Origin of the sequence: Lentimicrobium saccharophilum, assembly GCF_001192835.1 — a bacterium.
GTDB classification, from domain to species: domain Bacteria; phylum Bacteroidota; class Bacteroidia; order Bacteroidales; family Lentimicrobiaceae; genus Lentimicrobium; species Lentimicrobium saccharophilum.
In genome coordinates this window covers 1,559,369-1,584,687 of the sequence record NZ_DF968182.1, presented here as the reverse complement: position 1 = coordinate 1,584,687, position 25,319 = coordinate 1,559,369, and the positions used below count along the sequence as shown (strand labels likewise).

At 47.5% G+C, this 25,319-nt stretch carries 19 protein-coding genes; 9 read left to right on the top strand and 10 right to left on the bottom strand.

The features are described 5' to 3' along the window. Positions 1 to 317 precede the first annotated feature (317 nt). From TBC1_RS05960 to TBC1_RS05945, 4 genes are all read left to right on the top strand, one after another. Positions 318 to 1,595, top strand: coding sequence for a DUF2851 family protein (locus TBC1_RS05960; protein ID WP_062039753.1), 1,278 nt, complete (start codon positions 318 to 320; stop codon positions 1,593 to 1,595). Positions 1,596 to 1,803: 208 nt separating this feature from the next. Next, positions 1,804 to 3,636 (top strand): sodium-dependent transporter, encoded by a 1,833-nt coding sequence (locus TBC1_RS05955; RefSeq protein ID WP_062039752.1) that lies wholly within the window; start codon positions 1,804 to 1,806, stop codon positions 3,634 to 3,636. A gap of 153 nt (positions 3,637 to 3,789) precedes the next feature. Then, on the top strand, positions 3,790 to 4,713 hold the full coding sequence (locus tag TBC1_RS05950; protein ID WP_062039750.1) for a ComEA family DNA-binding protein: 924 nt from the start codon (positions 3,790 to 3,792) through the stop codon (positions 4,711 to 4,713). A gap of 5 nt (positions 4,714 to 4,718) precedes the next feature. Beyond that, positions 4,719 to 6,101: a tetratricopeptide repeat protein gene (locus TBC1_RS05945; RefSeq protein WP_062039748.1), complete on the top strand. Its 1,383-nt coding sequence runs from the start codon at positions 4,719 to 4,721 to the stop codon at positions 6,099 to 6,101. 106 nt (positions 6,102 to 6,207) lie between these two features. On the opposite strand, the gene TBC1_RS05940 is transcribed toward TBC1_RS05945, so the two are convergent. From TBC1_RS05940 to TBC1_RS05925, 4 genes are read right to left on the bottom strand one after another with little or no spacing between them, the layout of a single operon-like run. Continuing rightward, complete coding sequence (locus TBC1_RS05940) at positions 6,208 to 6,948, bottom strand: rhomboid family intramembrane serine protease (RefSeq protein WP_062039746.1); 741 nt, start codon at positions 6,946 to 6,948, stop codon at positions 6,208 to 6,210. A 48-nt stretch (positions 6,949 to 6,996) separates the two neighbouring features. Continuing rightward, on the bottom strand, positions 6,997 to 7,899 hold the full coding sequence (locus tag TBC1_RS05935; RefSeq protein WP_062039744.1) for a DUF5777 family beta-barrel protein: 903 nt from the start codon (positions 7,897 to 7,899) through the stop codon (positions 6,997 to 6,999). Positions 7,900 to 7,917: 18 nt separating this feature from the next. Further along, complete coding sequence (locus tag TBC1_RS05930) at positions 7,918 to 8,322, bottom strand: c-type cytochrome (protein ID WP_062039742.1); 405 nt, start codon at positions 8,320 to 8,322, stop codon at positions 7,918 to 7,920. Beyond that, positions 8,303 to 9,016, bottom strand: a complete 714-nt coding sequence (locus tag TBC1_RS05925; protein ID WP_062039740.1) for a c-type cytochrome domain-containing protein — start codon at positions 9,014 to 9,016, stop codon at positions 8,303 to 8,305. The genes TBC1_RS05930 and TBC1_RS05925 overlap by 20 nt, the downstream gene beginning before the upstream one ends. A gap of 182 nt (positions 9,017 to 9,198) precedes the next feature. Here TBC1_RS05925 and TBC1_RS05920 point away from each other — a divergent pair, with 182 nt between their 5' ends. Both TBC1_RS05920 and TBC1_RS05915 read left to right on the top strand, forming a co-directional pair. After that, on the top strand, positions 9,199 to 10,818 hold the full coding sequence (locus TBC1_RS05920) for a S41 family peptidase (RefSeq protein ID WP_062039738.1): 1,620 nt from the start codon (positions 9,199 to 9,201) through the stop codon (positions 10,816 to 10,818). A gap of 172 nt (positions 10,819 to 10,990) precedes the next feature. Next, complete coding sequence (locus TBC1_RS05915) at positions 10,991 to 11,977, top strand: dihydroorotate dehydrogenase-like protein (protein WP_062039736.1); 987 nt, start codon at positions 10,991 to 10,993, stop codon at positions 11,975 to 11,977. A 132-nt stretch (positions 11,978 to 12,109) separates the two neighbouring features. Here the strand turns inward: TBC1_RS05915 and TBC1_RS05910 are convergent, their stop codons facing one another. Then, on the bottom strand, positions 12,110 to 13,336 hold the full coding sequence (locus TBC1_RS05910; RefSeq protein WP_062039735.1) for a BaiN/RdsA family NAD(P)/FAD-dependent oxidoreductase: 1,227 nt from the start codon (positions 13,334 to 13,336) through the stop codon (positions 12,110 to 12,112). A 98-nt stretch (positions 13,337 to 13,434) separates the two neighbouring features. Here TBC1_RS05910 and TBC1_RS05905 point away from each other — a divergent pair, with 98 nt between their 5' ends. Further along, a complete protein-coding gene (locus TBC1_RS05905) occupies positions 13,435 to 14,820 on the top strand; it encodes a sigma-54-dependent transcriptional regulator (protein WP_062039733.1) in 1,386 nt (461 codons plus the stop codon). Here TBC1_RS05905 and TBC1_RS05900 read toward each other — a convergent pair. The 5 genes from TBC1_RS05900 to TBC1_RS05880 form a co-directional block, all read right to left on the bottom strand. Further along, positions 14,814 to 17,366 carry an ATP-binding protein gene (locus tag TBC1_RS05900; protein ID WP_062039731.1) on the bottom strand — a complete coding sequence of 851 codons (2,553 nt, stop codon included), beginning with the start codon at positions 17,364 to 17,366 and terminating at the stop codon, positions 14,814 to 14,816. The two genes, TBC1_RS05905 and TBC1_RS05900, sit on opposite strands and share 7 nt — an antisense overlap. 378 nt (positions 17,367 to 17,744) lie before the next feature. Continuing rightward, positions 17,745 to 18,617, bottom strand: a complete 873-nt coding sequence (locus tag TBC1_RS05895) for a Cbp1 family collagen-binding glycoprotein adhesin (RefSeq protein ID WP_062039729.1) — start codon at positions 18,615 to 18,617, stop codon at positions 17,745 to 17,747. Between the two features lie 230 nt (positions 18,618 to 18,847). Further along, positions 18,848 to 19,558 (bottom strand): MBL fold metallo-hydrolase, encoded by a 711-nt coding sequence (locus tag TBC1_RS05890; RefSeq protein WP_062039727.1) that lies wholly within the window; start codon positions 19,556 to 19,558, stop codon positions 18,848 to 18,850. A gap of 43 nt (positions 19,559 to 19,601) precedes the next feature. Further along, a complete protein-coding gene (locus tag TBC1_RS05885) occupies positions 19,602 to 21,173 on the bottom strand; it encodes a T9SS type A sorting domain-containing protein (RefSeq protein WP_062039725.1) in 1,572 nt (523 codons plus the stop codon). A 13-nt stretch (positions 21,174 to 21,186) separates the two neighbouring features. Beyond that, positions 21,187 to 21,780: a YdeI/OmpD-associated family protein gene (locus TBC1_RS05880; protein WP_062039723.1), complete on the bottom strand. Its 594-nt coding sequence runs from the start codon at positions 21,778 to 21,780 to the stop codon at positions 21,187 to 21,189. A gap of 220 nt (positions 21,781 to 22,000) precedes the next feature. Between TBC1_RS05880 and TBC1_RS05875 the strand changes: the two genes are divergently transcribed. After that, complete coding sequence (locus TBC1_RS05875) at positions 22,001 to 23,137, top strand: TolB-like translocation protein (protein ID WP_201781634.1); 1,137 nt, start codon at positions 22,001 to 22,003, stop codon at positions 23,135 to 23,137. A 195-nt stretch (positions 23,138 to 23,332) separates the two neighbouring features. Beyond that, the gene (locus TBC1_RS05870) at positions 23,333 to 25,303 is read left to right on the top strand and encodes a glycoside hydrolase family 97 protein (protein ID WP_062039721.1); all 1,971 of its coding nucleotides are present in this window, start codon (positions 23,333 to 23,335) and stop codon (positions 25,301 to 25,303) included. Positions 25,304 to 25,319 lie beyond the last annotated feature (16 nt).

Genomic DNA, 25,319 nt, shown 5'->3' with positions numbered 1-25,319 from the left:
CAGGCTGCCGGGCTGCCTTTGGTCATTTTTCTTCAAATATAAACAATTTCATGAATACATCCATCTTTTTTCTTAATTTTAATTAAAATTTCTCCATTGTGATGGTTGATTCATTCAGGGTATCATGGCGGATGCTGCGATCCGGTCACCTCAGAACAACGAATTAAAAATATTATCGGTTATCTTAAGGATTTAGTAAGGTTATAGAACGAATCAGGCAATTGATGAAAAATCAAGGCAATCTGCCGGAATCAACATGTTTTCAGGCGATAATGTATGGAGGTGTCCATTTTTAATTATTGATATATACTAAAATTATGAAAGAGGAATTCCTGCATTATATCTGGAAGTACAGGCTATACAATAAGCCGTTAAGAACAATTGAAAATGAGTATGTTGAAGTGATTTCTCCGGGTATCCACAATCATAACGCCGGGCCTGATTTTTCCGATGCCCGGCTCAGGATCGGTGAGGCCATGTGGGCCGGCAATGTCGAAATACATGTAAACAGTTCCGACTGGTACCGCCATGGCCATCAGCATGATCCGGCCTATGAGAATGTGGTGTTGCACGTGGTTTATCATCATGATGATAAACCTTCTGAAAGCCGGTTTCCGGTTCTGCAGCTGAAGGAGTTTTTCGATTTGTCGTTGTATTCAAACTATCAGCAGTTTATAAATTCGAAGCTTTGGGTGCCTTGCATCAACCAGTTGAATGAGGTGCCTGCACATGAAACATATCTCTGGCTGGAGCGAATGCTGGTTGAAAGGCTTGAGCACAAAGCTGAGTTGATTCAGGGTTTTCTCAAGCTGGGGAACAACGATTGGGAGGAGGCCTTTTATCATACCCTCGCCCGCAGTTTCGGTTTCAGTGTGAACGCCCTGCCTTTCGAGATGATGGCCAGGTCGCTGCCGTATCGCGTAATCGCCAGGCATCTGGATCAGCCCATGCAGGTGGAAGCGCTGGTATTCGGTCAGGCCGGACTGCTCTCGCACGACCTGAGAGATCCCTGGCCGCAGGAGTTGTTCAATGAGTATTCCTTTTTGCGCCAAAAGTATCATCTGGTGCCAATTGCACCGCATCTCTGGCGCTTTATGCGGCTAAGACCCGTGAACTTTCCAACCATTCGCCTGGCCCAGTTCTCAGCCCTGCTCTGTACCGGCGGCGGATTGCTTTCGCGCGCACTGGAGTGCAAAACCACCGATGAACTGACCGTGCACTTTTCCGGTGTCAGCGCCTCTGCATATTGGGACAACCACTTTATTTTCGACCGGTTAACGCCCGGCCGGAAGAAACACCTCGGAAAGGATGCGGTGAGTTTACTTTTGATCAATTCCGTGCTGCCATTTCTCTTTGTTTATGGCCGTTCCATCGACAACGATAGCCTGTGTAACAGGGCTTTGGAATTTTTCAGCCGGCTAAACGGTGAGAAAAATACACAGATCAGCCGCTGGAAAGCCGCCGGCATGGATGTATCCAGCGCCTTCAATACCCAGGCCCTGATCGGTATGAAATCGGATTATTGTGATAAAAAGCGATGCCTCGATTGCCGGATAGGTAATTACCTGCTTAAAATAACAGTTGGCGAAAGATGATTTATTTTTTAATATTGCATCTACCAGACCGGACCGGCAGGTTTAATGGCTGAACCCTTTGAGATGGTTGAAAGTAATGCAGGTGAAAAGGTGCGGCTGGAGTTTACATTTCTTGTGCATAGTTCTTAAGTGTCAGAATATAAGTTGCTTTTAAAGTCGTCAGGATTGCGACATTTACATACTAAAGTTAAACTCACTAAGAGAAGCGATGAGCACAAACACTGAAGCATGGGGGTCCAGGGTTGGGCTGGTATTGGCTATGGCAGGAAATGCCGTTGGATTTGGTAATTTTTTAAGGTTTCCGGTGCAGGCCGTGCAGAATGGAGGCGGGGCCTTTATCATCCCTTATCTGGTATCATTTCTGGTGCTGGGCATTCCACTGTTGATGATAGAATGGGCCTCCGGCAGGTTCGGCGGACAGTTTGGCCATCACTCCACCCCTTTTATCATGGGTTCGATGGATAAACGCTGGATATGGAAGTATGTGGGAGTCTTCGGTATTTTTTCGAACATTGCCATTGCCGCTTATTACTGCTACATCGAAAGCTGGACAATCTCCTACATCTTTCACTCCCTTTTCGGGACCTTCAACGGGATGGACCAGCATGAGGTAGCCGGATTTTTCAGCAATTATCTGGATGTAACCACTTCTACCACTGGCATACCTTATGAAGCCCTGATTTTTTTTGTGCTCTGTCTTGCCCTGAACACCTGGATACTTAGCCGCGGTTTGAGCGGTGGCGTGGAAAAGGTGGCCAAGATCGGGGTCCCAATGCTGATTATTTTCGGAATTTTTCTGGCCTACAGGGGCATCACCCTGAAGGCCGGACACGAAGGGGCGATCAACAATGGAACGGTAGGCCTTAATTTTTTATGGACGCCTGATTACTCCTCCCTGGCCAACCCCAAGGTGTGGCTGGCTGCTGCCGGACAGATTTTCTTTACCCTGTCGGTGGGCATGGGATCTATTCAGTGTTATGCCTCATACCTGAAAAAACGCGACGATATCGCACTTAACGCGATGTCGGCCGGCTGGATGAATGAATTTGTGGAAATAGTGCTGGGAAGCGCGGTGATTATCCCGATCTCCATCGGCTACCTGGGTATCGACAGGGTGGTGGAACTTACCGGAATCGGCGGGCTCGGGCTGGGTTTCCGTACCATGCCGTTTTTATTTGAGCAATGGGGGCCTGTTCTTTCTGCCATTGCCGGAGTAAGTTTTTTCGGACTCTTGTTTTTTGCCGGTATCACTTCCTCCCTGGCAATGGGTACGCCGGGTATGGGATTCCTGATGGATGAGTTTAACTGGTCGCGACCCAAGGCAGCGTTTGCTTTTGGCACCGTTGTACTTTTGCTGGGCTTGCCCACCATCTTCTTTTTCAATGAGGGGGTCTTCGATGAATACGACTATTGGGCCGGAACTGTATCGCTGGTCGTATTTGCTTTGCTCGAAGCCATCCTCTTCTCCTGGGTGTTTGGCCTGAAAAAAGGCTGGCGTGAAATCACCGAAGGAGCCGATATAAAGATTCCGCTGATATACAGGTTCATTATTAAATACATTACCCCGGTTGTGTTGATTCTTGTATTTACAGGCGCCCTTATCCGCCCTGTAAATGACGACTGGAGCAACCTTAACCCGCGGAAGTGGGAGTTCCATAACGAAAGCATAATCGGACAACTGCAGCATAAAGGCGTCGGGCCGAATAAAACGTGGTTTGCGGGTGCGTTTTATGCTGAAGCCGATGGCAGGGTCGATTCTGTATTCGTCCTGCGCGAAAAGCATTATATAAGAGTTTCCCGGCTCAACCCGGGTGGTGAGCCTGTATCGCGTGATTACAGATTTAATCCTGAAAAGCATAGTTTGTCCCTGACCCCGGGTGATAAAATTGAAGCAGGTACAGAACTTTATACCGGTAAAGTTGTAAACAGGGTATTTTTTGTTGATATGGCCAGGCTGCTGCTTGTTTCCTTATTTCTGCTGATATCGCTGCTTGTATATATCGCCTGGCGTAAACGAACCAAAGAAGGGAGGGTTTCCTGATGAATGCTTCAGCTTTGATACTTATGATTGTTGTCCAGCTGGTTGTGGTAGTGCTCACCGTATACTTTTTCTATCGTGTGCTGGTGTCGAAACCAAAACCTGAACCTGATTCCTATATTGAAAATGATGATGTAGAACGATAATCTCCGTCCCGTGAATAACCGGCTGAAAGAGTATTTTCATTTTGGCAAATCGGAACGCAATGCCATTCTGATCGTGATTCTGCTGGTTGTTATCCTGGTGCTTGTGCCTCGCATTTACATTAAGTACAGAACGCCCGAGCCGTTTAGCGATGGCTCATTTGCGGCCGAAATTGATGCTTTCCTGAAACAGGAAGCATCGGTGGCGCAGGCGGATCAGCACAGTTTTGATTTTACACGACCCGACAGGTCTGCATTAAGGGACAGGTTCCATCCTTTTGATTTTGACCCTAATACTTTGGATCAGGCAGGCTGGGTCAGGCTCGGATTCACTGAAAAACAGGCCGGTAGCATTCTGAAGTTCAGGGAGAAGGGCGGGAGGTTCTTCAAAAAGGAAGACCTGCGGAAACTTTATGCTGTCAATGATGAGATTTATGCTCTTCTGGAACCTTTTGTCAGGATTGAATCTGCCAGTTCTCCGGCTCCCGGGAGTGAAAATCAGCCGGAACGTTCTTATCCGTTAAACCGGTTTGCAGATGAGCACACAGAACTGAACAGCTCCGATTCGGCGGGCCTGGTAAAGGTCAGGGGAATAGGCCCGGCTTTTGCACGCAGGATCATCCGTTACCGCGAGAAGCTGGGAGGTTATTCCGATGCCCGGCAGTTGCTCGAAGTATATGGCATGGACAGTATAAGGTTCAGTCAGATCAGCAAAGGCGTTTTTGCCGATGCCTCGCTCATCAGAAAAGTAAATATCAATACGGCAACCATGGACGAACTGCGGGCCCATCCATACATTGACTATTACATTGCAAAAGCCATCATAGATAAACGGATACGAAAAGGAAGTTATGCTTCCCCTGATGAATTGCTCGAAATTCCGCTGATATACGAGGACCTTTATATTAAACTCAGACCATATCTGACTGTGAACTGATACTTATGAAACAAGGGGTTTTAAATATTTTTCTGAAGTTTTCCCGCGGTAAATTATTGCCTGCCTTGCTTGCTTTGCTGCCTGTTTTAAGTCCTTTCAGGGGCGTTACGCAGGTGTTGCCCGGTGTTGAAAATCTTGTCAGCCGGGCAAATGAATTGCGTAACAGCAACCCGGATCAGGCCATGCAACTGGCAACAATGGCGATGAACGAGGCCCGGAGGGTAAACCATATTCCTTCAATTGCCAGGGTATACAGGTTCACCGGGGTGCTGAATTTTATGACCGGAGATCTGGAAACTGCAGCCCGGCAGTTTGATTCCGCCATTATTTTATACGAAAAGGTCAAAGACGACAAGGGAATTGCTGCCAGTCTCAATAACCTCGGGGTGATTTATCAGGAGAGGGGCGATTATTCCCGTGCAATTGACTGTTTTGATGAGTCGGTCCGCTTAAAGCTTGATTTGGGTGATACTGCAGGAGCAACCAGCGGAATGATCAACACGGGAACCATTTACAGTTATATGGGTAATAATGGTAAAGCTCTTCAGATTTTTGGTGATGTGCTGCGTATTGCATCTGAAAACCGCGATACAGCCAGGATTATTGATGTGAAAATCAATATGGGTACGGTCTATATTAATGATAAGTTGCCCGATAAAGCGCTGGAAATTTTACTGGAGGCGGCTTCCCTTTCGAAGATAACCATGGACAATTACAGCCTGGCTTATTGCTATAACAATATTGGAGGAGTTTACCAGAATACCCGTCAGGATACCAAGGCGGTCAATTACTTCAGTCAGGCGCTGGCCCTGCGTGATGATCTGGGAGATGTGGCCGGTATGGCTACCACCCTTGATAACCTGGGGAAAATGTACACAAGGCTCGGCGAATACGATAAAGCGCTCGGTTACTTTTTTCAGGCACTGAAAAACAACCAGCAGCTTGAAGATAAGCGGAGCACGGCGATCTGCCTTAATTCAATCGGTGAGTTGCTGATGAAGAAACATGACTTCCACGGAGCGATCGGATATTTTACAAAAGCCGTCTCCATTGCCCGTGACCTTGCCCTCAGGCAGGAAATCAGGGTGATGTATGCCAATACCATGCTGAGCTATGCGGCGCTGCAGGAGTTCGACAGTGCCCAGGTATATCTGACAAATTACAATGCAACAGCAGATTCGTCATGGTATGCCGCAATAAATGCAGAAAAAGCCATGGCATCGCAGCAAGAGACCGGTCAAAATCAGCTGATCAGTGGTAAAGCCGGTTATTATCTGCTGGCGGGATTGCTCGCATTTTTCGCGATGATGTCGATCCTGCTGTTCGTAAGGTTGAGGGCTTTTCAGAAACGGGCCATGAACCTGATCAGCAGGCAACGCAGGTTATAATGGCAGATGCCATCGGATTGGTAAACGATGTCAGCGTGTTTTCCTGAAATGTACTGATTCATCCGCTTTAGTATAAGCATTGTTCAACAGCTCCGGTTGACCTGGATCACTCCGGTTTGGGTTTTTTATCCGGGGAGTATTCGTAGCTGATTTGTATTTCCTTTGCAGGTGCTGTTTGGTCTGTTGCTCCGGGTGCAATGTCATCAGGGATATCCGTGGTCGGGGTTTCCGTATCCTCCTCTTCATCTTCCCAGTCATACTGCTTTGGCTGCGGGCCGCTTTTCCGGTAGTAAAGAGCCATTACAAAACCGGCTACTGCGCCCATCAGGTGCGATTCCCATGAAATGTTCTTTTCAGGGAAGAAATCGGGAAAGAACCCCCAGATCATACTTCCGTAAAGGAAAATGACCAGCAGTCCGAAAGCCATCAGACGCGGTTCGCGCTTGATCAGGCCATTGGTGAAATGAAAAGATGCCAGGGCATAAACCACCCCGCTGGCGCCCACATGAAAACTGTTGCCCCTGGCAAAGAGCCACACCCAAAGCCCGGTTATCAGCCAGAGCTGGATAAAAATCTTCATGGCTTCTTTAGGGTAATAATAAACCAGGGCGGCCCCAAGCAGAAAAAACGGAGCCGAATTGGCAGTCAGATGTGCCAAATCGGCATGAATCAGGGGCGAAAAGATAATTCCCGGCAATCCCCTGGCCTGGAGCGGTAAGATACCCAGCGTACCGAAAGAAAAGCCACCCGCCAGTTCTACGCCTTTCACAAGCCACAGAACGGCGGTTATAATGGCAAAAGTGACTACACCGGTTACCAGCCTGCGTTTTTCATCCTGAAGTACCAAAATAGTTGTTTTAATGTGAATAAGATACTTCTGCGAATGTATCAAAAATTATTCCCTGAATTCAGCGGGCTTTTTCAGTGTAAAGACCCTGCTGATGTTAAATCCGAAATAGATATCCCCGTTTGTCCATTTACCTCTGGTTTCTGTAATGAGTCCCCGCTCAAACATAGGCTGGGCGTTGGTAAAATGCAGCTGAAATACATGGCCTCCGGTTTCAATATCGAATCCCAGTGACAACGGGTTGACGAAATTATCTGCAGTGCTGCCGGGCATGAGGTAAAAATATTCTGCATTCAGGCTGGTCCTTCGGGTTAGCTTAATCCGGCCGCCCAGCCCCATGGCAAAGGTGTCATTGTCATCGTTGGTGCCTGCAACCAGGTTTTTGTGAATAAATGTCGGAGTGAACTGTAATGAAAGGTTGTCGTTAAACTTGCGCGCAAGCAATATCTGATGCACAAAAGTCATGCGGGAGGTGAAGTAATTTTTTCGCTCTTTATCCTGCCACTTCAGCGAAAACAGATCCATGGAAGTAAAATATGTCAGGCTTAGCGGCATGCTTTTCTTTCCGCTGCTTTGTCTTAATACTTTTGCCTTGAGAAACCCGTCGTAGGTTTTCTGATATGAACTCCGGCCGAATCCTGCACTCAGCCATTCGTTGATGCCGTATTCGAAACCGAGCCTGATGGTTGCCTGGTCTAGCCCGAAAAGATCATAAGCGCCTGAGTTGAGTTTGCCAAAACGGTGCGAGATCATAAACAACAATACTCCGTTGGCCGGATTTTCAACTGAATGTCCGCTGACGACCCGGGTTGTTTTGAAAGTTGCATAGGTATATTCGGTCACCGGCTCCTCTTCTCCGAACAGATCCATAAGCTCCTGCGCGCGCAGTGACGAAAATTTACCTGTGAGAAGCAAAAGAATCAGGATGAAAATAGCATTCGTTCTGCTCATTGCTGGCTATTTATAGGGTTAGTTCTGTGGTGCACCGGCATCGATCCAGGCTTTTATCTTTTTCAGGTCGCAGGCGGGCAGTTTATTGCCCCCCTGGGGCATGGGAGAAGCGCCTGCTTCATGATTGATGGCTTTCCAGAATATCCCGCTGTTTACTGCGGTCTTTAATCCGTCAAAGGTGCTGGTAACTACATTGCCCGAAGGAGCAACAGGGCTGTGACAGGCGTTGCAGTTTGAAGCCATCAATGGTGCCACTGTGCCGGAATAAGTAACTCCGGTAGTGTCGCATTCACTTCCGGGTAAACCGGGATAGAGATATTCTTCGTTATCGTAATAACAGGAACTGACAAATATCAGGAGGAATGCAAGCGGGATTATCTTCGCAAAAACACGATGCCCGGAATTAATTATTCGGCGTTCCATTTTCTATCCATTTTCTGATTTGGGTGATGTTGCAATCGGGCAGTTTTGCGGCATTCTGAGGCATGGGCGAAAACCCGGGCTGATGACTGACCGCACCATAAAGTGATCCGTTTACCGCAGCCTGCCGGATGGTCGCATAATCCTCAAGCCTGATATTTCCGGAAGGCTGGGCTCCGCTGTGACAACCTTTGCAGTTGTTGTTTATCAGCGGAAGAATGATGGCATTGAAAGTAAATGCTGTAGTATCGCAGCTGTTGTCACAGTAATTGTTTTTGGCACCCTGGGTAATCCAGCGCCTGATGGTCTGTATCTGCTCCGGTGAAAGCGCAGCCATGGGAGGCGGGGGCATACGGTCATCAAGGTCGTTATCGGTAATCCGTTCGTACAGGTCGCTGTCGTCCGGGTTGCCCGGCCGGATATCTGCAGTATTCATTACACTGTTATAGGAGGTAAGCACCACGCCGTCGCTCGCCGAAGCGGCATCGTGGCAACCTGACATGGCACAACCTGAAACGAGAATGGGAAGCACATCATTGACAAAATAGGCTGTGTCAGGACTGCAGGGAATGCCTGCAGCGATGGTATCTGTCGGATCCGGTTGTTCAGGGATAACTTCCGGTTCATGTTTACACGACAGAATAACAAAAGCTGAAAATATAAGCAGCGTTATAGCAGAAAGAAAACTTCTTTTCACGCCCGATGTGGTTAAGGATTGTAAACTGAGTGTGTCAGGTCAGGTCTGGTCTGTCCGGCCGGATTTTATATTTATTTAACTCTATTAAACCCATATGATTGCCAATTGTTTATGATGTGACCTGATTTTATGCTTATTTTTGTCACTCTTTTCCTGAAAAAGAACTTTAAAAACTACCCAAGATGTCTGTTCAACGTTCCGGATTTTCCGCACTTTTCATTATTTTCCTGTTTGTTGCCGGTTTACCTGCTGAATCCCTCCATGCCCAGCAGCGGATTGATTCCCGGTCAACCTCCCAGAAGTTCTCTTCTTTGCTGCAGATAATCAGTTATTACTATGTTGACACCGCCAATTCAGCGAAGCTTACCGAGAGTGCCATTGAGGCCATGCTGAAAGAGCTGGATCCTCATTCGGTCTATCTCTCCAAGGAAGAGGTAAAAAGAGCCAATGAACCTTTGCAGGGAAACTTTGACGGGGTAGGCATTCAGTTTCAGTTGTTTCATGATACCATACTTGTTGTTGCCGCGGTTCCCGGAGGGCCTTCCGATAAACTCGGGATTCTGGCCGGTGATAAAATCATCACCATTAACGGAGAGGATGCTTTCGGCAAGAAAGTGACCAATAACTACGTGATGGAACGCCTCCGCGGGCCCAAAGGCACCAAGGTAACGGTGGGTATTAAAAGGAAAGGCCGGAAAGAACTGATCGAATATGTCATTACCCGCGATAAAATTCCCCTCAACAGCGTTGACGCCACTTTCATGCTTAATGCCGATATCGGTTACATCAAGCTTACCCGCTTTGCCCGCACATCCCTCCAGGAAGTGAAGGAATCGATTATGGCCCTGAAAAAACAGGGGATGAAGAACCTTATACTCGACCTGCGCAACAATTCGGGCGGATTTCTGGATATTGCCATTGACCTTTCGGATGAATTCCTTCCAACGGATAAACTGATCGTTTATACAGAGGGTTTGCGCAGTCCCCGAATGGATTTCAAGGCCACTTCAAGGGGTGGTTTTGAAAAGGGCAGACTGATCGTTATGGTGAATGAAAGCAGCGCTTCAGCCAGTGAGATTGTGGCAGGGGCAGTGCAGGACTGGGACCGTGGAATCGTTCTCGGCCGCAGGTCTTTCGGCAAAGGGCTGGTGCAGCGTCCGTTCAATCTGCCCGACAGTTCTGTGGTGAGGCTGACAACTGCCCGCTATTACACTCCTTCGGGTCGTTCTATCCAGAAGCCATATGAGGACGGAGTGGAGGATTATTACGCAGACCTTACCAAAAGGTTCAGGCATGGAGAGTTTGTATCGGCCGACAGCATCAGATTTCCTGACTCCATAAAATATTTTACCCCTTCGAAACGCGTTGTTTATGGCGGTGGCGGTATTATGCCCGATGTATTTATTCCGCTTGATACAACGACCTCTTCGAGATATTATACTGATTTATGGCGAAAAGGCCTGCTCAACGAATACGTGATTGATTATCTGGATAGCCGCAGGGGACAGCTTCAGGCTATTTATCCCGATATCGCTTCCTTTAAAACAGGTTTTTTGGTTGATGATGCATTTTTACAGCAATTTGTTGATTTTGCAGCGGAGAAAGGGGTGCCAGCCGATGAGGAAGGACTGGTGCGCTCCGGTAATGAGATCAGGCACATTCTTAAAGGCCTGATCGCGAGAAATCTTTTCGATGTAAGCGCTTATTTCGAAGTGATCAGCCCCATTGATCATGAGCTGATGCAGGCTGTCGAGGCAATGAACAACGAAATGCTTTTCAGGAAGTTGAGCATAGCAATGTAAGGCTCCGGCGAATTCAGGGTCCTTGTTGAAGCTTCTGAAAAGCAGGATTTATATAACTTTTTACATAGAAATATCAAGGCTTGTTAGGAGTTTTGAATTCTATCACTAAATTTGTTAACACAAATCCGGAAAGGGAAGCCTTCAGCATAACTGGAATTTAAATCAGGGTATTATGGCAAATATCGAAACCAAATACATGGGCCTCACACTAAGCAGCCCTGTAATTATTGGAAGTTCAGGACTAACCAGTTCACTGGCAAACATCAGAGAGTTCGCCGGCAGGGGAGCGGGGGCGGTGGTGCTCAAATCGCTTTTCGAGGAACAGATTATGCATGAAATCGCGCATACATCCTCCCATGATACCACTTCAAACATCTATCCCGAAGCGCTGGATTATATTTCGAACTACAGCCGTAACCACCGGCTCGAAGAGTATCTTACGCTGATCAGGGATGCCAAGCATGCCGTTCAGATCCCCATTATTGCCAGCATAAACTGCATCAGTTCAGACGAATGGACAACATTTGCCCGGAAAATCGAAGATGCAGGTGCGGATGCCCTGGAGCTGAACATATTTGTTATGCCCAGTGACCCTACCCATGGGGCCGAACAGAATGAGAAGCTTTATTTTACCATCCTGGATGAAGTGAAAAAACAGGTTCGCATTCCCGTTGCACTGAAAATCAGTTATTACTTCTCGGGACTCGCCAAGATGGCCCTTAAGCTTTCATGGGCCGGTGCCAAGGGCATTGTGTTGTTTAACCGGTTTTATTCTCCGGATATAAACATTGATACCATGAAAGTGGTTGCTACCAATGTCTTCAGTTCTCCGGAAGAAATCTCAACTTCCCTCCGCTGGGTGGCCATGCTCAGCGACAGGTTGTATTGCGATGTTTGTGCATCCACCGGAATCCACGACAGTGAAGGCATGATCAAGCAGTTGCTGGCAGGTGCCAAAGCGGTTCAGATCGCCTCAACCCTTTACAAAAACGGGTTCGGCCGCATTGATGAAATGAATGCCGGTTTAAAGGCCTGGATGGAGAAACATGGATTTGAAAAAACAGAAGATTTCATCGGTAAAATGAGCTTTAAAAAGGTGGAAAATCCGGGAGCCTACGAAAGGGTCCAGTTTATGAAACATTTTGCCGGAATAGAATAATCGGGTATTTTTAAGGTATTGCCGCTTCCATTCGGGAGTGGCTTTTTTTATTCCGGATAGTTACTGGAAAGTCTGGTATGGCCGATCTGCTGGCTTTATGAAAGTACCCCTGATTAAGCATTGGCAAATGCTTTAACCGTTTTTGTTAATTGCCTGTGCGGCCATCCAGGCCGTTGAGAACGCCGCCTGGATGTTGTATCCGCCGGTATCCCCGTCAATATCCAACACTTCGCCGGCAAAAAACAGGTTTTTAACTAACCTGGATTCCATGGTTAACGGATCGACTTCATCTAGTGAAATGCCGCCGCTGGTTGCCATGGCTGTGCTGAACCCCGCAATTTTATCAATAACAAACGGATGGCTGCAACACAGTTCTGTGAGGGTCTTGCGGCTCTTTTTTGAGATTTCAGCCATGGGTTTCTCCGGGGAAATTCCCGATATTCCTATGATGGCCCTGGCAAGGTTGCGGGGCATAGAGGAATTTTTGAAGAAAGAAAGCACCGGCAGTTTTCCGTTTAAACTGGCATGAATGGTAAATTGTTTTTCAAACGCTGCCTCTTCAAGATTGCACAGGTTGATCTTCAGGGTGTCTCCGATTCTGAAATAGCGCGAGAAATCCAGAATGCCCGGACCGCTTAGCCCTTTATGGGTAAATCCGGTATCACCCCTGTGGTTTCTGATTTCCCGGTTTTCCCTGAAAAGCCTGATCAGGACATTGTCGAGCGATACGCCGGCAAGAGATGCAAATTGATAGTCCTTGACAAAAACAGGACTCAGGGCTGGCCTGGGTTCAACAAGGGTATGCCCCATCTTTTCGGCAAATGCATATCCATCTCCGCTTGAGCCGGTTGAAGGGTAGGATAAACCGCCGGTGGCAAGTATCAGGTTTTTGCATGTGTAAGTCCGGTGAGCGGTTTTTATTGAAAAGAAGCCGTTTTTCAATGAAATGTCTGCAACCTGAGTTCCGGTCCTGATCAAGGTCTGTCTTTCTCCGATGGCCGTTAATAAAGCGTTCAGAATTTCACCTGCCCTGAGGCTTCGGGGGAATACCTTCCCGTTTTTATCGGTAACGGTTTCAACGCCCCTCTTCCCGAACCAGGCAATGGCGTCCTGGTTAGTGAATACTTTCAGGGCGGGTTTCACAAAGCTGTAATTATCTCCGTAATGCGTGAAAAAATCGTTCAGCGGGCCGTTATGGGTGAAATTGCACTGCCCTGTGCCTGAAATCATCAGTTTGCGGCCCGGAAGTTCTTTCTTTTCTAAAATTAATGTCCTGCCTTTTACAATATTTGCAGCAGCAAACAGTCCGGCCGGTCCTGCTCCGGTGATGATGGTATCGTATTCAGGCACTTTATCCATGGTCAGCAAAAATAGCAATTTACAATTTCGGTTGATTACACAGAAAAGTATGCCGGAAATGATATCTTTTTATCTTTGCTGATGCAATTCGTAAGTAAATGTCAGTAAGCAAAATCCTGGTCGTTGACGATGATGTTACATTCTGCATGATGCTGGAAACCCTCCTTCGGAAGCATGATTATGAGGTGGCACATTCGTATACCTATGCCGATGGCCGAAAGAAATTAGCCGATTTTAATCCTGATATTGTCCTTACTGATCTGAGGTTGCCTGATCACGACGGGCTGGAGATACTTCAGCTGGTGAAGCGCGATGTGCCTGAAGTCCCGGTTATTCTGATGACAAGCTACGGCGATATCCGGACTGCAGTACGGGCCATGAAAATGGGCGCCTTCGATTACGTTACCAAGCCCGTGAACCCTGACGAAATCCTGTCGACAGTCCAAAGGGCGGTGAACTCGCGCAACAAGGCTTCCACAGAGGTTAACCTGCAGGTAAGTGAAGAGTCATATATTGAAGGGGTTAGTGATGCCTCGTTGAAAATTCTGGAACATACCACCCTGGTGGCTCCCACGGGGATGTCGGTGCTGATCATGGGCGAGAGCGGAACAGGGAAGGAGTTTGTTGCCCGGAGGATTCATGCCCTCAGTCAGCGAAGCGACAAGCCTTTTGTGGCCATTGATTGCGGCGCCCTGCCGCGCGATCTTGCTGGCAGCGAGTTGTTCGGGCATATGAAAGGCGCGTTTACCGGCGCCATTGCCGATAAACAAGGGCAGTTTGAAGTTGCCAACGGGGGAACCATTTTTCTGGATGAGATCGGTAACCTTAGCTATGATATACAGATTCAATTGCTCCGGGCCATTCAGGAACGTAAAATCAGAAGGGTTGGTTCCACGGTGGAAATACAGGTGGATGTCAGAATTATTACAGCTACCAACGAAGACCTGAAACAGGCTGTTTTACGCGGCGATTTCAGGGAAGACCTTTATCACCGCATCAATGAATTTGCCATTCAGGTTGCACCGCTCAGAGACAGACCTGAGGATATGCTCATGTTTGCCAGGCATTTTCTTGCTCAGGCAAATAAAGAACTTTTGCGCGATGTGGATGGTTTTGCACCGGATGTAATGCAGATATTCAAGCGTTATTCCTGGCCGGGCAACCTGCGTGAACTCAGGAATATCATCAAACGGGCCGTGCTTTTGTCAAAAGGGCCTGTGATTACAGCCGGAACACTACCCGACGAACTGACTGCAGAGGCTGATGCAAGCGCAATTGTCCAGCCGGTCGAAAAAGGGCCTGTTGATGAAAAACCGGCCGAAGATATTGACCTCAGGGAAACCTCCCGCCGGAGTGAAAGAGAGTTGATTATTACCACCCTCGAAAAAGTGCGGTTCAATAAATCGAAAGCCGCCAAATTGCTGAATGTGGACAGGAAAACCCTCTACAACAAAATGAAGCAATACGGGATTCCGCTTCAGTAATTCATTAATTCATCTTTCAGGGCTTTTGCAATGGCAAGCAGTCCGTCTACGGCCTTTTCAAGCAATGCTTTAATTATTTCCCGGTCAGGTGAATCCAGCCTGCCGGCCATTTCAATCTGTTTCAGCAGTTCCGATTCGGTTGAGGCTCCGAGATTTCTGATATTGGGAAGCATACGGTGGGCCAGCAGTGAGAGTTGCCTGTAATCCCCGTTGCTAAAAGTTTCTTTCATCGAAAGGACCGTCGTGCTGATGTTGTTTACCAGCGACTCAAGGATTTTTTTCAAGGCTTCAGGGTCGTTGCCTGAAAAATCTTTGAAGATTTCCAGATTCAGTTCTTTGCCTGGTGTGGAAATTTCTTCGTGCTGCGGATCCTTATGCCTGTAATTGAAGCCCAGGATAATATTAAGCTCCTGATAAAGTGCGGATTGTCTGAATGGCTTAATCAGGAAACGATCCAATCCTTTGCGCCGGTAAAGTTCAAAGTCATCGGGAGTTGCATGGGCAGTAAGCCCGATTGCCATAGGGGCTTTGCAGCCCTTTTCCCGGATAAAACCGTTGATTTTTTCGATCAGGTCCGGGCCACTCAGCAGGGGCATCTGAATATCTGTGATAATCAGGTCATAATCTTCTGCATGCTCTGCATACAGCTGCCACGCTTTATCTCCGTCGGGCACGGCATCTACCTTTGCCCCGGTTTCCTGGAGCAGACTGATGAGCAAAAGCCTGGTTGTTTCATCATCTTCTGCCAGCAATATCTTTTTCCCTTCCAGCCGGGGTATGCCGGTAAAGCGCTCATTTTCAGGATTGCTGATATCACCGCTGTATCCGGGCAACTGCAGCGTAATTTCCACCGTGGTACCTTCACCGGGTGTACTTTGCAGGCTGATGGTGCCGTTCATCATTTCGGTGAGTTTGCGGCAAATGGCCAGTCCGAGACCTGAACCGCCGTATTTGCGGGTAATTCCTTCATCCACCTGCGTAAATTCCTCAAAAATCTCCTGCTGTTTCTCTTCCGGAATGCCAATTCCGGTGTCGGACACCCTGATGTGTAACGTTGTCATTTCATTGACCTGCCTGGAATCGAGTTCCAGTTTTATGGTGCCCTGTTCGGTAAATTTAAGGCTGTTATTCAGCAGGTTATAAATTATTTGCCTGATTCTGAGAGGATCCCCTTTTACCGCTTTCCCGGTATCGCCGGTTACAGTATAAAGCATTTCTATGCCTTTTTTCCCGGCTTTTGGCCTCAGGGTTTCATAAACTTCACCGAGAAGTTCTTTAGGGACAAGTGGTTGTGATTCAAGACTGAGTTTCCCGCTGCCTATTCTGGAGTAGTCGAGCAGGTCGTCGATCAGGCCGAGCAGATGTTCTGAAGAAGTATTGATGTATTTCAGGTAATCCTGTTGCTCACTTGAAAGTTGCGTATTGGACAGCCTTTCTGAAAATCCGATGATACTGGTAATCGGTGTTCTGATTTCATGGCTCATATTGGCCAGAAACAGTTCCTTGACTTTTAACAGTTTTTCTGCCAGCAGTCTGGCTTTTTCCAGCTGCCGCCGGTAAAATGCGCTACGGGCCAGGTCCTTCCAGATAAGTACGATAAAAACCAACATGGTGAGCAGGCCCACTGTGGCAAGGATTAATGCGGTGTTCCACAATTTCTTTACAAGCAAATTGGCTTTTTCCGAACCTTCAATTGCCCGGTTGATCTCCTCTTTCTCGAAAAGGATCAGCACATTGCGGATTTCATCGAGGATTACCTGGTCAGTCCTGAGCAGCAGCAATTCGCGTTCGATGGCCATCTGCCGCTCTATGCGTTCCTCTTCGCCCATCTGCTCAAGCTGTGTCCGCACCTGGGCAATGGTAGAATCATGCAGCCGGGTAAAGGTCTGGATGGTGTCAGGCATCTGACCGACTGAATGCTGAATCACCGGGATGCTGTCAGTGGAAGGGCTTCTGCCGGTTAAACCCGACCATAAGCGCTTAAAAATATTCTCTTTCTTTGCAGGTTCCGATTCACGGGGTTTTGTTAGGGGGGGCGTTACCGGATGTGCAATGGTTTTTGTTGAGAATGCAACAGTATCATTGAAGCGCTGAAGCACCTGATTCAGCCTTTCTGTACTCAGAATGGGTGATCCTGCCGTTTTGCCCTGCCTGAAGAAATTCTCCAGTGTTGCCTTTTTCAGATCAAGCAGACTGTCAACAACCAACATCCTCAGATACTGATCGGTATGCATCACACTGGTATACTTGAGTGAGTCGGCGATGGACCTGATTTCTTTTTCATCGTCGCGGTACTTTTTAAGGTAGCGACGCTGACCTGTTGTAATATACGCCCGTGCCTGTCCGTCGGCATCTATCAGCTTGGAGAGCATATTGCTCACCAGGGTGAGCTTCGTAACGGATTGTGAAATCCCGGTGTCAGGCGGCGTGAGTTGGGCAGCGAGATGAATCATGGCAAAAACTGCAGCCAGTGCCAAAAAAAGAATCAACAGGAATCCCGTGACCACTTTCCCTTTTACCCCCTCCGGGTTATTTTTTCTGTTCATTCCTGCAAAAATAAGGTCTAATGCGGTATGTTGTTAGATGAGTTCAAATAATCTGTAAAGTAGCTATTTAGATTCATTATTGTCCGGTAAACCTTTGGAAAGAGTTATGAGATTACCTTCGGTGAGCTCTCCACCCCTGGAGGATCGGTTTTTCACTTCACTATCCCGCATTTTGCGGGAGAAGAATCTCATAATTTAACCGGACAACAGTGATTTAATTTGGTATTGTTCATCATTTTTTCTCCGTTGTTTTTCCGGAATAACTGAATAAGTCAGCTTCAGAAAAAACAGAAAGCCCCCGCTTTGTGGTTGCGGGGGCTGTGCTTCATAACAGTTTCCTGTCCGTTAATTGAAGCTGGTTGTTAATTAAATGATTGCTTATACTTCGGTTGAGATCACCAGCATGCGTGACTTTTCCCAGAATAATGCCGGATTCTTTATCACAATTTCTTCAACTTTCTTTTCTGTCATAATCAATTCGTAAGAGCCTGCCGGATGAACCGACATTAAGGTGGCCTTTTTTACACCCAGCGGAATTGATTTCAGGTTGCGGATATCTATTCTTGTGAATTCATTCAGATCTACATCAGCGGCAATCTTCTGTGATTTGCCCAGACCCAGAAAACCACCTTCTTTATTGAGTATTTTTTTCTCAATTAATGCCTTACGTTCTCCAACAATGAAATAGGCTGTATTCAACTCGTTGGTTTTATCATTGATTACGCCGGTCAGCGCCCTGTTCTTATCTTTAATCACTGAAATGGTGTCATTAAGGATAGCAATCGAGAAATTGAGCCCGGCAAGCTCTTCCTTCAGCGCCAGTATTTCGTTATCCCGTTCGGCAAGCTGCTGATTGGCAAGCGCAATCATATTATCAAACTCCTTGATTTTTAAATCAGAATCTTTGATTTTACGGTTGAGCGCAGCAATTTTATTTTTATTTGACTGCATGAGTTCATTAATCATGCGGATATCCTCATTGATGCGGTCGCGGATTGGTTTGCTGAGTTCCTGACCCTGCGCGGTCTGGGAGCTGATCAGTTTTTCGCGGCTTTTGATCTCTGCAAGGTTGGTTTCTATTTCATTGATCGTCATAAGAAAGTCGTTGACAAGGGAATCTTTCACAGCGGCATCGTTCAGCATCTTGTTCTTTTCCTGGATAAGCAGATTAATCTGTTCAGTTTGCTTTTTGTTTTCACAGGAAGCGAAAAGCAATGGAAGCGCGAGCAGAATAAGCAAAAAGTTTTTCATGTTTTATTGGGTTTTGGTTTTGCCATGTTCATTCAAAATACAAACCAAAAAAGAGCTGATTTATTAAATACTTGTATATCAATTAAATAATAGAAAGGTTGCTGATACGTATTGGGTAATTAACTCCACAGTCCGGGAAAAACCAAAACCACATTTACCGGAAATCAGGGTAATTGTTGAACGGATTACCCGGTTCGGGAATAGGCTGAATGGTGCATTTAAGGTGTTGTTTAAGCGGAAAGACTTCGTTTTCTTTTATTCAGTTCCCGGCTGACCTGTTCACGGGTCCTGACGCTACCATGTGATGGAAAGAAAATGCTGCATCCGGTTTTCAGCAGCAGTTCCCAGCTTTTGAACAACAATTTCCGGTCATCGGCAAAGGGAGGAAAGCAACTTCCGGGATAGGTGCCGAACAGGGTATCGCCGGCAAGTGCAATTTCATTGTCAATAATCACACATACAGAACCTGCAGAATGCCCCGGGGTGTGAATGATCTGAATATTTTTAAGGTCTTCTGAAAGATTTAATTGATGATCAATGGTTATATCTGCCTCGCAGCCCTGATATTTCACCATTTGGTTGGCCATTTTACCGAAAGTTCCGGTGAGCCATCCGGTAAACAGGTTGGTGCCGGCGGGAACCGGACTGTCGCCCGACCTCAGATACTCCTCCTCAGATGCATGCACAATTACCCTGGTATTAAAGAAGTCTTTGATAGCCCGGGCGTTGGCTGCATGATCAAAATGGGTGTGTGTCAGCACAAGATAATCGATGGTCCGGATGCTGAGTTTCCTCAGACGTCTGAAAATGATTTTCTGCATAAATGCAGGACCGGTATCAACAAGAATTTTATTGTTACCCGAAAGAACCAGAAATACATTGCTGCGACCGCTGGCTATGCTGAAAATCTTGGTTCCCTGACTGCTGGTTACCTTCTTCATATCTTTAATGAATGGATTTTTCGATAAATACTAAATTTGATGATTAACGTATCATTTTGGCTGTGATACTTCCATGGGCAGTCTGGACACGGATGAGGTAGGTTCCGGGAGGGAAGTTTCGAAGGCTGATAATTTCATGGGAATTTCCCGGGAGATTCTTTACCCTGAGCACTTCAGCGCCCTTGATGCTGAAGAACGCGATCCCTGTAATTTCATCACCCTCGATCAGGACCTGTTCATGATTGATTTTTGTAACCTTAAGTGGCGGAAGTTTTTCGTCTGTCAGTCTGGTAAGAGATAGCAGTGTTCCGTTCAGGTGCGATCGCTGAAACCAGATATTCAGCGCCCCGTTCCGGGTGTCGCCCCATACGGCACTGAGGGTGTCGTTGAATAATTCCAGGCACATAAAATCATTGCCATTCTGAAAAAGGATTTCGTCGAAAGGGATTGCTTCGCTGCTCAGCCTGAAATTGGGAGAGAAATCCGGTTCGTTTTTCAGCCTGACGGCGGCATAAATCTCATATGCCGCGGCATATCCCGTGTCTGCAGCATTCCGGCGATCGCGCCAGGCAATAGCAAGGTCCCCGTCGGTATCGAAAGCAGCCCAGACAAGGTCCTGCATCCGGCCATTTCCGGCGGGATCATCATTAATCCTTATCCCTTCGTTCCAGGTTTCGCCTCCGTCAACTGATTCCATCAGAAAGACGTCAGCGTCGCCGGATTCATTGCGCAGATGGATGAATGCAAGATGCAGTGGATCGGAAGGATTCACGCGGAGCAGGTAGCCTTTTTTCGCGGATGTATCGCTGACGGCGATTGTAGAAGGTGCAGCAATCACACTGCGATGCGTAAAGCTGATTCCTGCATCGGCAGAAGATGCAAGGATAAACTGTGGAAGCAGGTTCTGTGAGAAGACCAGGCTGGGATAGATACAATGGAAAATGCCTGTTGAACTGGTGGCCGGAGTTGGCATCGGTTTAGCGATAAAGGGGCCCGACAGCCATCCTGTTGTATCGGCATAACGCCATGCCTGAAAAGACTGGCCCTGATCCACTGACCTGGTAAAGTAAGGATGATATGGCGGTGCACCTGCAGGGCTGGCATTCATGGTGGTGATGTAAATGTTACCGCTGAATGCGCCTCCCGAACGGTCAATGGTAATCCAGGGGCGGTCGATCGGGAATCGCCCGGGATCATCATCAAAAGCAATTACTTCAGCGGCCTGCTCCCAGGTAAGCCCCCCGTCAGTCGATTTCCTTACATAGACGGCGCCGGACGTAAAATACGGATCATAATCAATACAGGAGAGAAATACGTTTCCCTGGATGTCAAATGCCAGGGAAGGGTCGGCTGAAGTATGACCGTTTTGTACATGAGGTACATTGGCTGCAGCGCTCCAGTTTATTCCGCCATCGGTGCTGACCCTGGTGCGGATCATTATCCGGTTGAGAAAAACATAACCCATCCAGGCAACCACCATGTGCCGCGGATTTTGAGGATTTACCGCTAAAAATGGCTCCCCGTCGAAAACAACCCCACCGGAAAGGTTTGAATTCTGTGCCAGGGTTACATTGCCCAGAAGGCTTATGATTCCTATTATAAGGATTTTTTTCATAGCATGTCGGATATTAGCTTTCGCGAGGTTTTCGATGCCCCGGATCTGTCCTCAGTAAAGGAATTCTGACCTGTTGGCCGGAACATTCTATTAAAATCCCGAGTCTTTTTGCCCGGGTCACTTCCTGCCTGGCATTGAGGATCCAGTAAATGCAGGTTTTACGATATGAAGCAGATGTATTGCAAAACCATGCGTAAGCATTGGGGTGCTTCATAAATTCCTGTTCCATTTCCGGAGTTAAGCGGCCATTTTCGCGCAAAAAATTTGCGGAATCCGTTCGCTTTTTATTGCGGGCTTCATAAACCGCAAGCCCTGCCGGATGCATTAGTCCGGCTTCCTTCAGCGTTTCAACCCGTTTGATGTTGATACTGCTCCAGACGCTTTTGGTTTTTCTGGGGGTAAACCTGACTTTGTACCGCGACTCATCCACGCTCCGGGTAAGCCCGTCGATCCAGCCATAACAAAGGGCGATCTCAACCGCTTCCGGGTAATAAAATCCATGTATAACCCCTTTGCGTTTCTTTAAAAATCCCAGCCAGATTTCCTTTACATGGCTGTGGTTTTCTTCGAGCCACTCCCTGAATTCACTGCTTTCACGAAAATACATGACTTCCATGGTTGAAGCGGTATGATTTATGCTGAAAATGCTTTTGCTAATTTATGATTTAAACAGGTCTCCGTCACGTTTTATGCAGATTTTATGACTGATACCCGAAAGCAGCCCGGGAAGTTGAACCATTCAGGCGAAAAGAGGTTTATAACAAGTGCCCTTGCTTTGAGAGTCTTTGCAGGAAAACAAATCTGATAAAACTAAAATTAATTGTTACATGATGAGGTTTTTAATTAACGTTTACACATTTTCGATGATTATTGCCGCTGCGGCTGTCTCAGCGGAAAATCCCGCTGAACCCTGTAAGCTCTGTGGTCATGATGTGCCTGCTCCGGTGTCTTCGCAACCGGATACCACCATTCACTATCCTCAGGAGAAACATCTGAAAAATATCCGGCAACTCACCAATGGTGGCGATTTTGCCGAAGCCTATTTTAGTTTCGATGATTCCATGATCGCTTTTCAGGCAAAAAGCGCGAAATGGGGAACAAAATGCGACCACATTTATTATTTCCCTTTCAAGGACGGAGATATGAAGAATCACATTCCCGGGCTTATCAGCGAGGGCCTGGGCCGGACCACCTGTTCATTCTTTATGCCGGGGGATACCAGCATCCTTTATGCATCCACCCGCTCCGGTGGCAGTGAATGTCCTCCTGAACCTGAAAGAAGGGCCGACGGCAAGTACTTATGGCCGATTTATCCCGATTTTGATATTTATGTGGCAAATCTGAAAGGTCAGCTGATCGATACCCTTGTGAAATCGCCCGGTTACGATGCCGAAGCAACGGTTTCACCCAAAGGTGACCTGATCGTATTTACATCCGACCGCTCAGGTGACCTGGAGCTGTATACCTGTAAAATCGATGGAAGTGATGTAAAACAGATTACTTTCGACCTTGGCTACGATGGGGGCGCTTTCTTTTCTCCCGACGGAACAAAGCTGGTGTTCAGGTCATCGCGTCCGAAAACGCCTGAAGAGATCAAAGAATACAAGGATTTGCTTAAGGAAGGACTTGTTGCCCCTACCAATATGGAAATATATGTCTGCAATGTGGATGGCAGTGACCTCAGGCAGATTACCAGCCTGGGCAAAGCAAACTGGGCGCCCTTTTTTCACCCTTCGGGAGAGAAAATCCTGTTCAGCTCAAATCACGCAGGAGCGAGAGGCTTCGAGTTTAATCTGTATATGATCAACCTCGATGGCTCCGGTCTTGAGCGCATCACCTGGGATCCGGTATTTGACGCATTCCCGATGTTTTCATACGACGGCAGGAAACTTATCTTTTCCTCTAACCGGAATAACGGCGGAACCCGCGATACCAATCTGTTTATCGCTGACTGGGTTGAGTAGCAGATAATTTGGTGTCTGACATCCTCACCGTCTGACCTTGCAGCAGCCAACCTGTTTTCACAGGGATTTTCCGTTTTCCGGGCTGTGCATCCGTTTGTTGTTTTTCTTAACTTTGGTAAGTGATAATTTCTTGTCACTGACTGAAGTTAGTCTTTTCCGGGATATGCCGGATAGTTTCCATACAGATCAATAAATATGAACCGATTCTCTGCTATTATAACCGCGTTCAATTTGATGGTGGTTATTTCTGTAGTGGGCCAGCCCAGGGTTATATCCCCCGACGGAAAGCTTGCCTTACAGGTTAACGATGCCGGCAACACTGGTTTTACCGTTTTTATGGAAGGTAAGGAAACTTTTACTGTATCGGGGCTGGGTCTGGAACTGGAATCAGGGGAAGAGCTGCCGGCACCCGGCACAAAGCCCGCAATCTCCCGGAGTAGCGGATTAACTGAGTATCAGGCAGTGGTCCCGGTAAAGTACCGGCAGGCATCCTATCCTTTCAACCGCCTGCAGCTGAAGTACCGCAGCGGATCATCCATTGAATTCAGGGTTTATAATGACGGAGTGGCATACAGGTTTATCACTTCGCGTAAAGGCGTGCTTAAAGTAAAGAACGAAGGGATGAGGCTGAACTTTCCGGAAGGTTCAGATGCGTATTTTCCCCGCGAAAACAGCATGTATTCGCATTACGAGCGGCCTTACCTGCATCAGCCCCTTGACAGCATCGCCCCTGATGATTTTTGCTCCCTGCCGGTTTTATTTACAGCCCCCGGAAGAATCCGGGTGCTCTTTACGGAAGCCGATCTGTTTGATTACCCGAATGCATTTCTGAAGAAAGATAATGACAATGGCTTTCATGCTGTGTTTCCTGAGGTTGTGCTTAAAGCCCTTCCGCTTGGCGGAACCTCTGACCGTTCGGAGGATATTGCGGAACAGGCCGGTTATATCGCTGAGATACAGGGCGACCGGAGTTTTCCCTGGAGGGTATTTGCAGTTTCACAGAATGATGCATCCCTTGCCGGAAACGATCTGGTTTACCGGCTGTCGCGACCTTCGGAGCTTAAAGATACGGAATGGATCCGTCCCGGCAAGGTTGCCTGGGACTGGTACAATGCCAGCAATATCACCGGTGTGGATTTCAGATCGGGCATCAATACGGAAACCTACAGGTATTACATTGATTTTGCGGCTGCTTACGGACTTGAATATGTAATTCTGGATGAAGGCTGGTCGAAAACCACATCAAATGTGCTGGAAACTAATCCTGAAATTGATTTGCCGGAGCTGATTGAATATGCAGCGTCGAAGCCGGTGGGGATTATTCTGTGGTTATTGTGGCATCCGCTCAACGGAAATGAGGAGAAAATCCTTTCAACATACAGGGATTGGGGTGTTAAGGGGGTGAAGGTCGATTTCATGCAGCGCGCCGATCAGGGAATGGTCAGTTCGTATGAAAAAATTGCCGCGGTGGCGGCGGCCAACCATTTATTGGTCGATTTTCACGGGGCTTACAAGCCTGCCGGACTGAACAGGGCTTATCCGAATGTGCTGTCGTTCGAAGGTGTGATGGGCAACGAAAACAACAAATGGAGCACTTACGCCAACCCGGAGCATAACGTCACCCTGCCGTTTATCCGGATGGTGGCCGGCCCTATGGATTACACCCCCGGAGCCATGCGGAATGCACAGAAGGACGGCTTCTGCATTAACTTCGACAATCCTTCAAGCCTGGGTACGCGCGCGCATCAGGTGGCCATGTATGTGGTTTATGAAAGCCCGCTGCAGATGCTGTGCGATGCTCCCTCGCTTTACCTCCGCGAGCCGGAAGTTCCGGAGTTTATCAGCAGTATACCGGTTGTGTGGGATGAAACCCGGGTGTTGCAGGGGGAGGTTGGTGATTACATTCTGATTGCCCGGCGAAGCGGGGACACCTGGTATCTGGCCGCCATGACCGACTGGTCGTCACGGAATCTGGAAACCGGTCTGTCTTTTCTCGGGGAGGGAGTCTATCAGGCGACCATTTTTAAGGATGGGCCCAATGCGGATAAAAACGCTGCGGATTTTTCTATTGATCAGCAACATGTCACTGCAAAGGACAAGCTGAAAATTACCCTTGCACCAGGCGGAGGGTTTACCGTCATAATGAGTCCGGTGATTGGTTTATAAATGCTTGTCTGAAAGT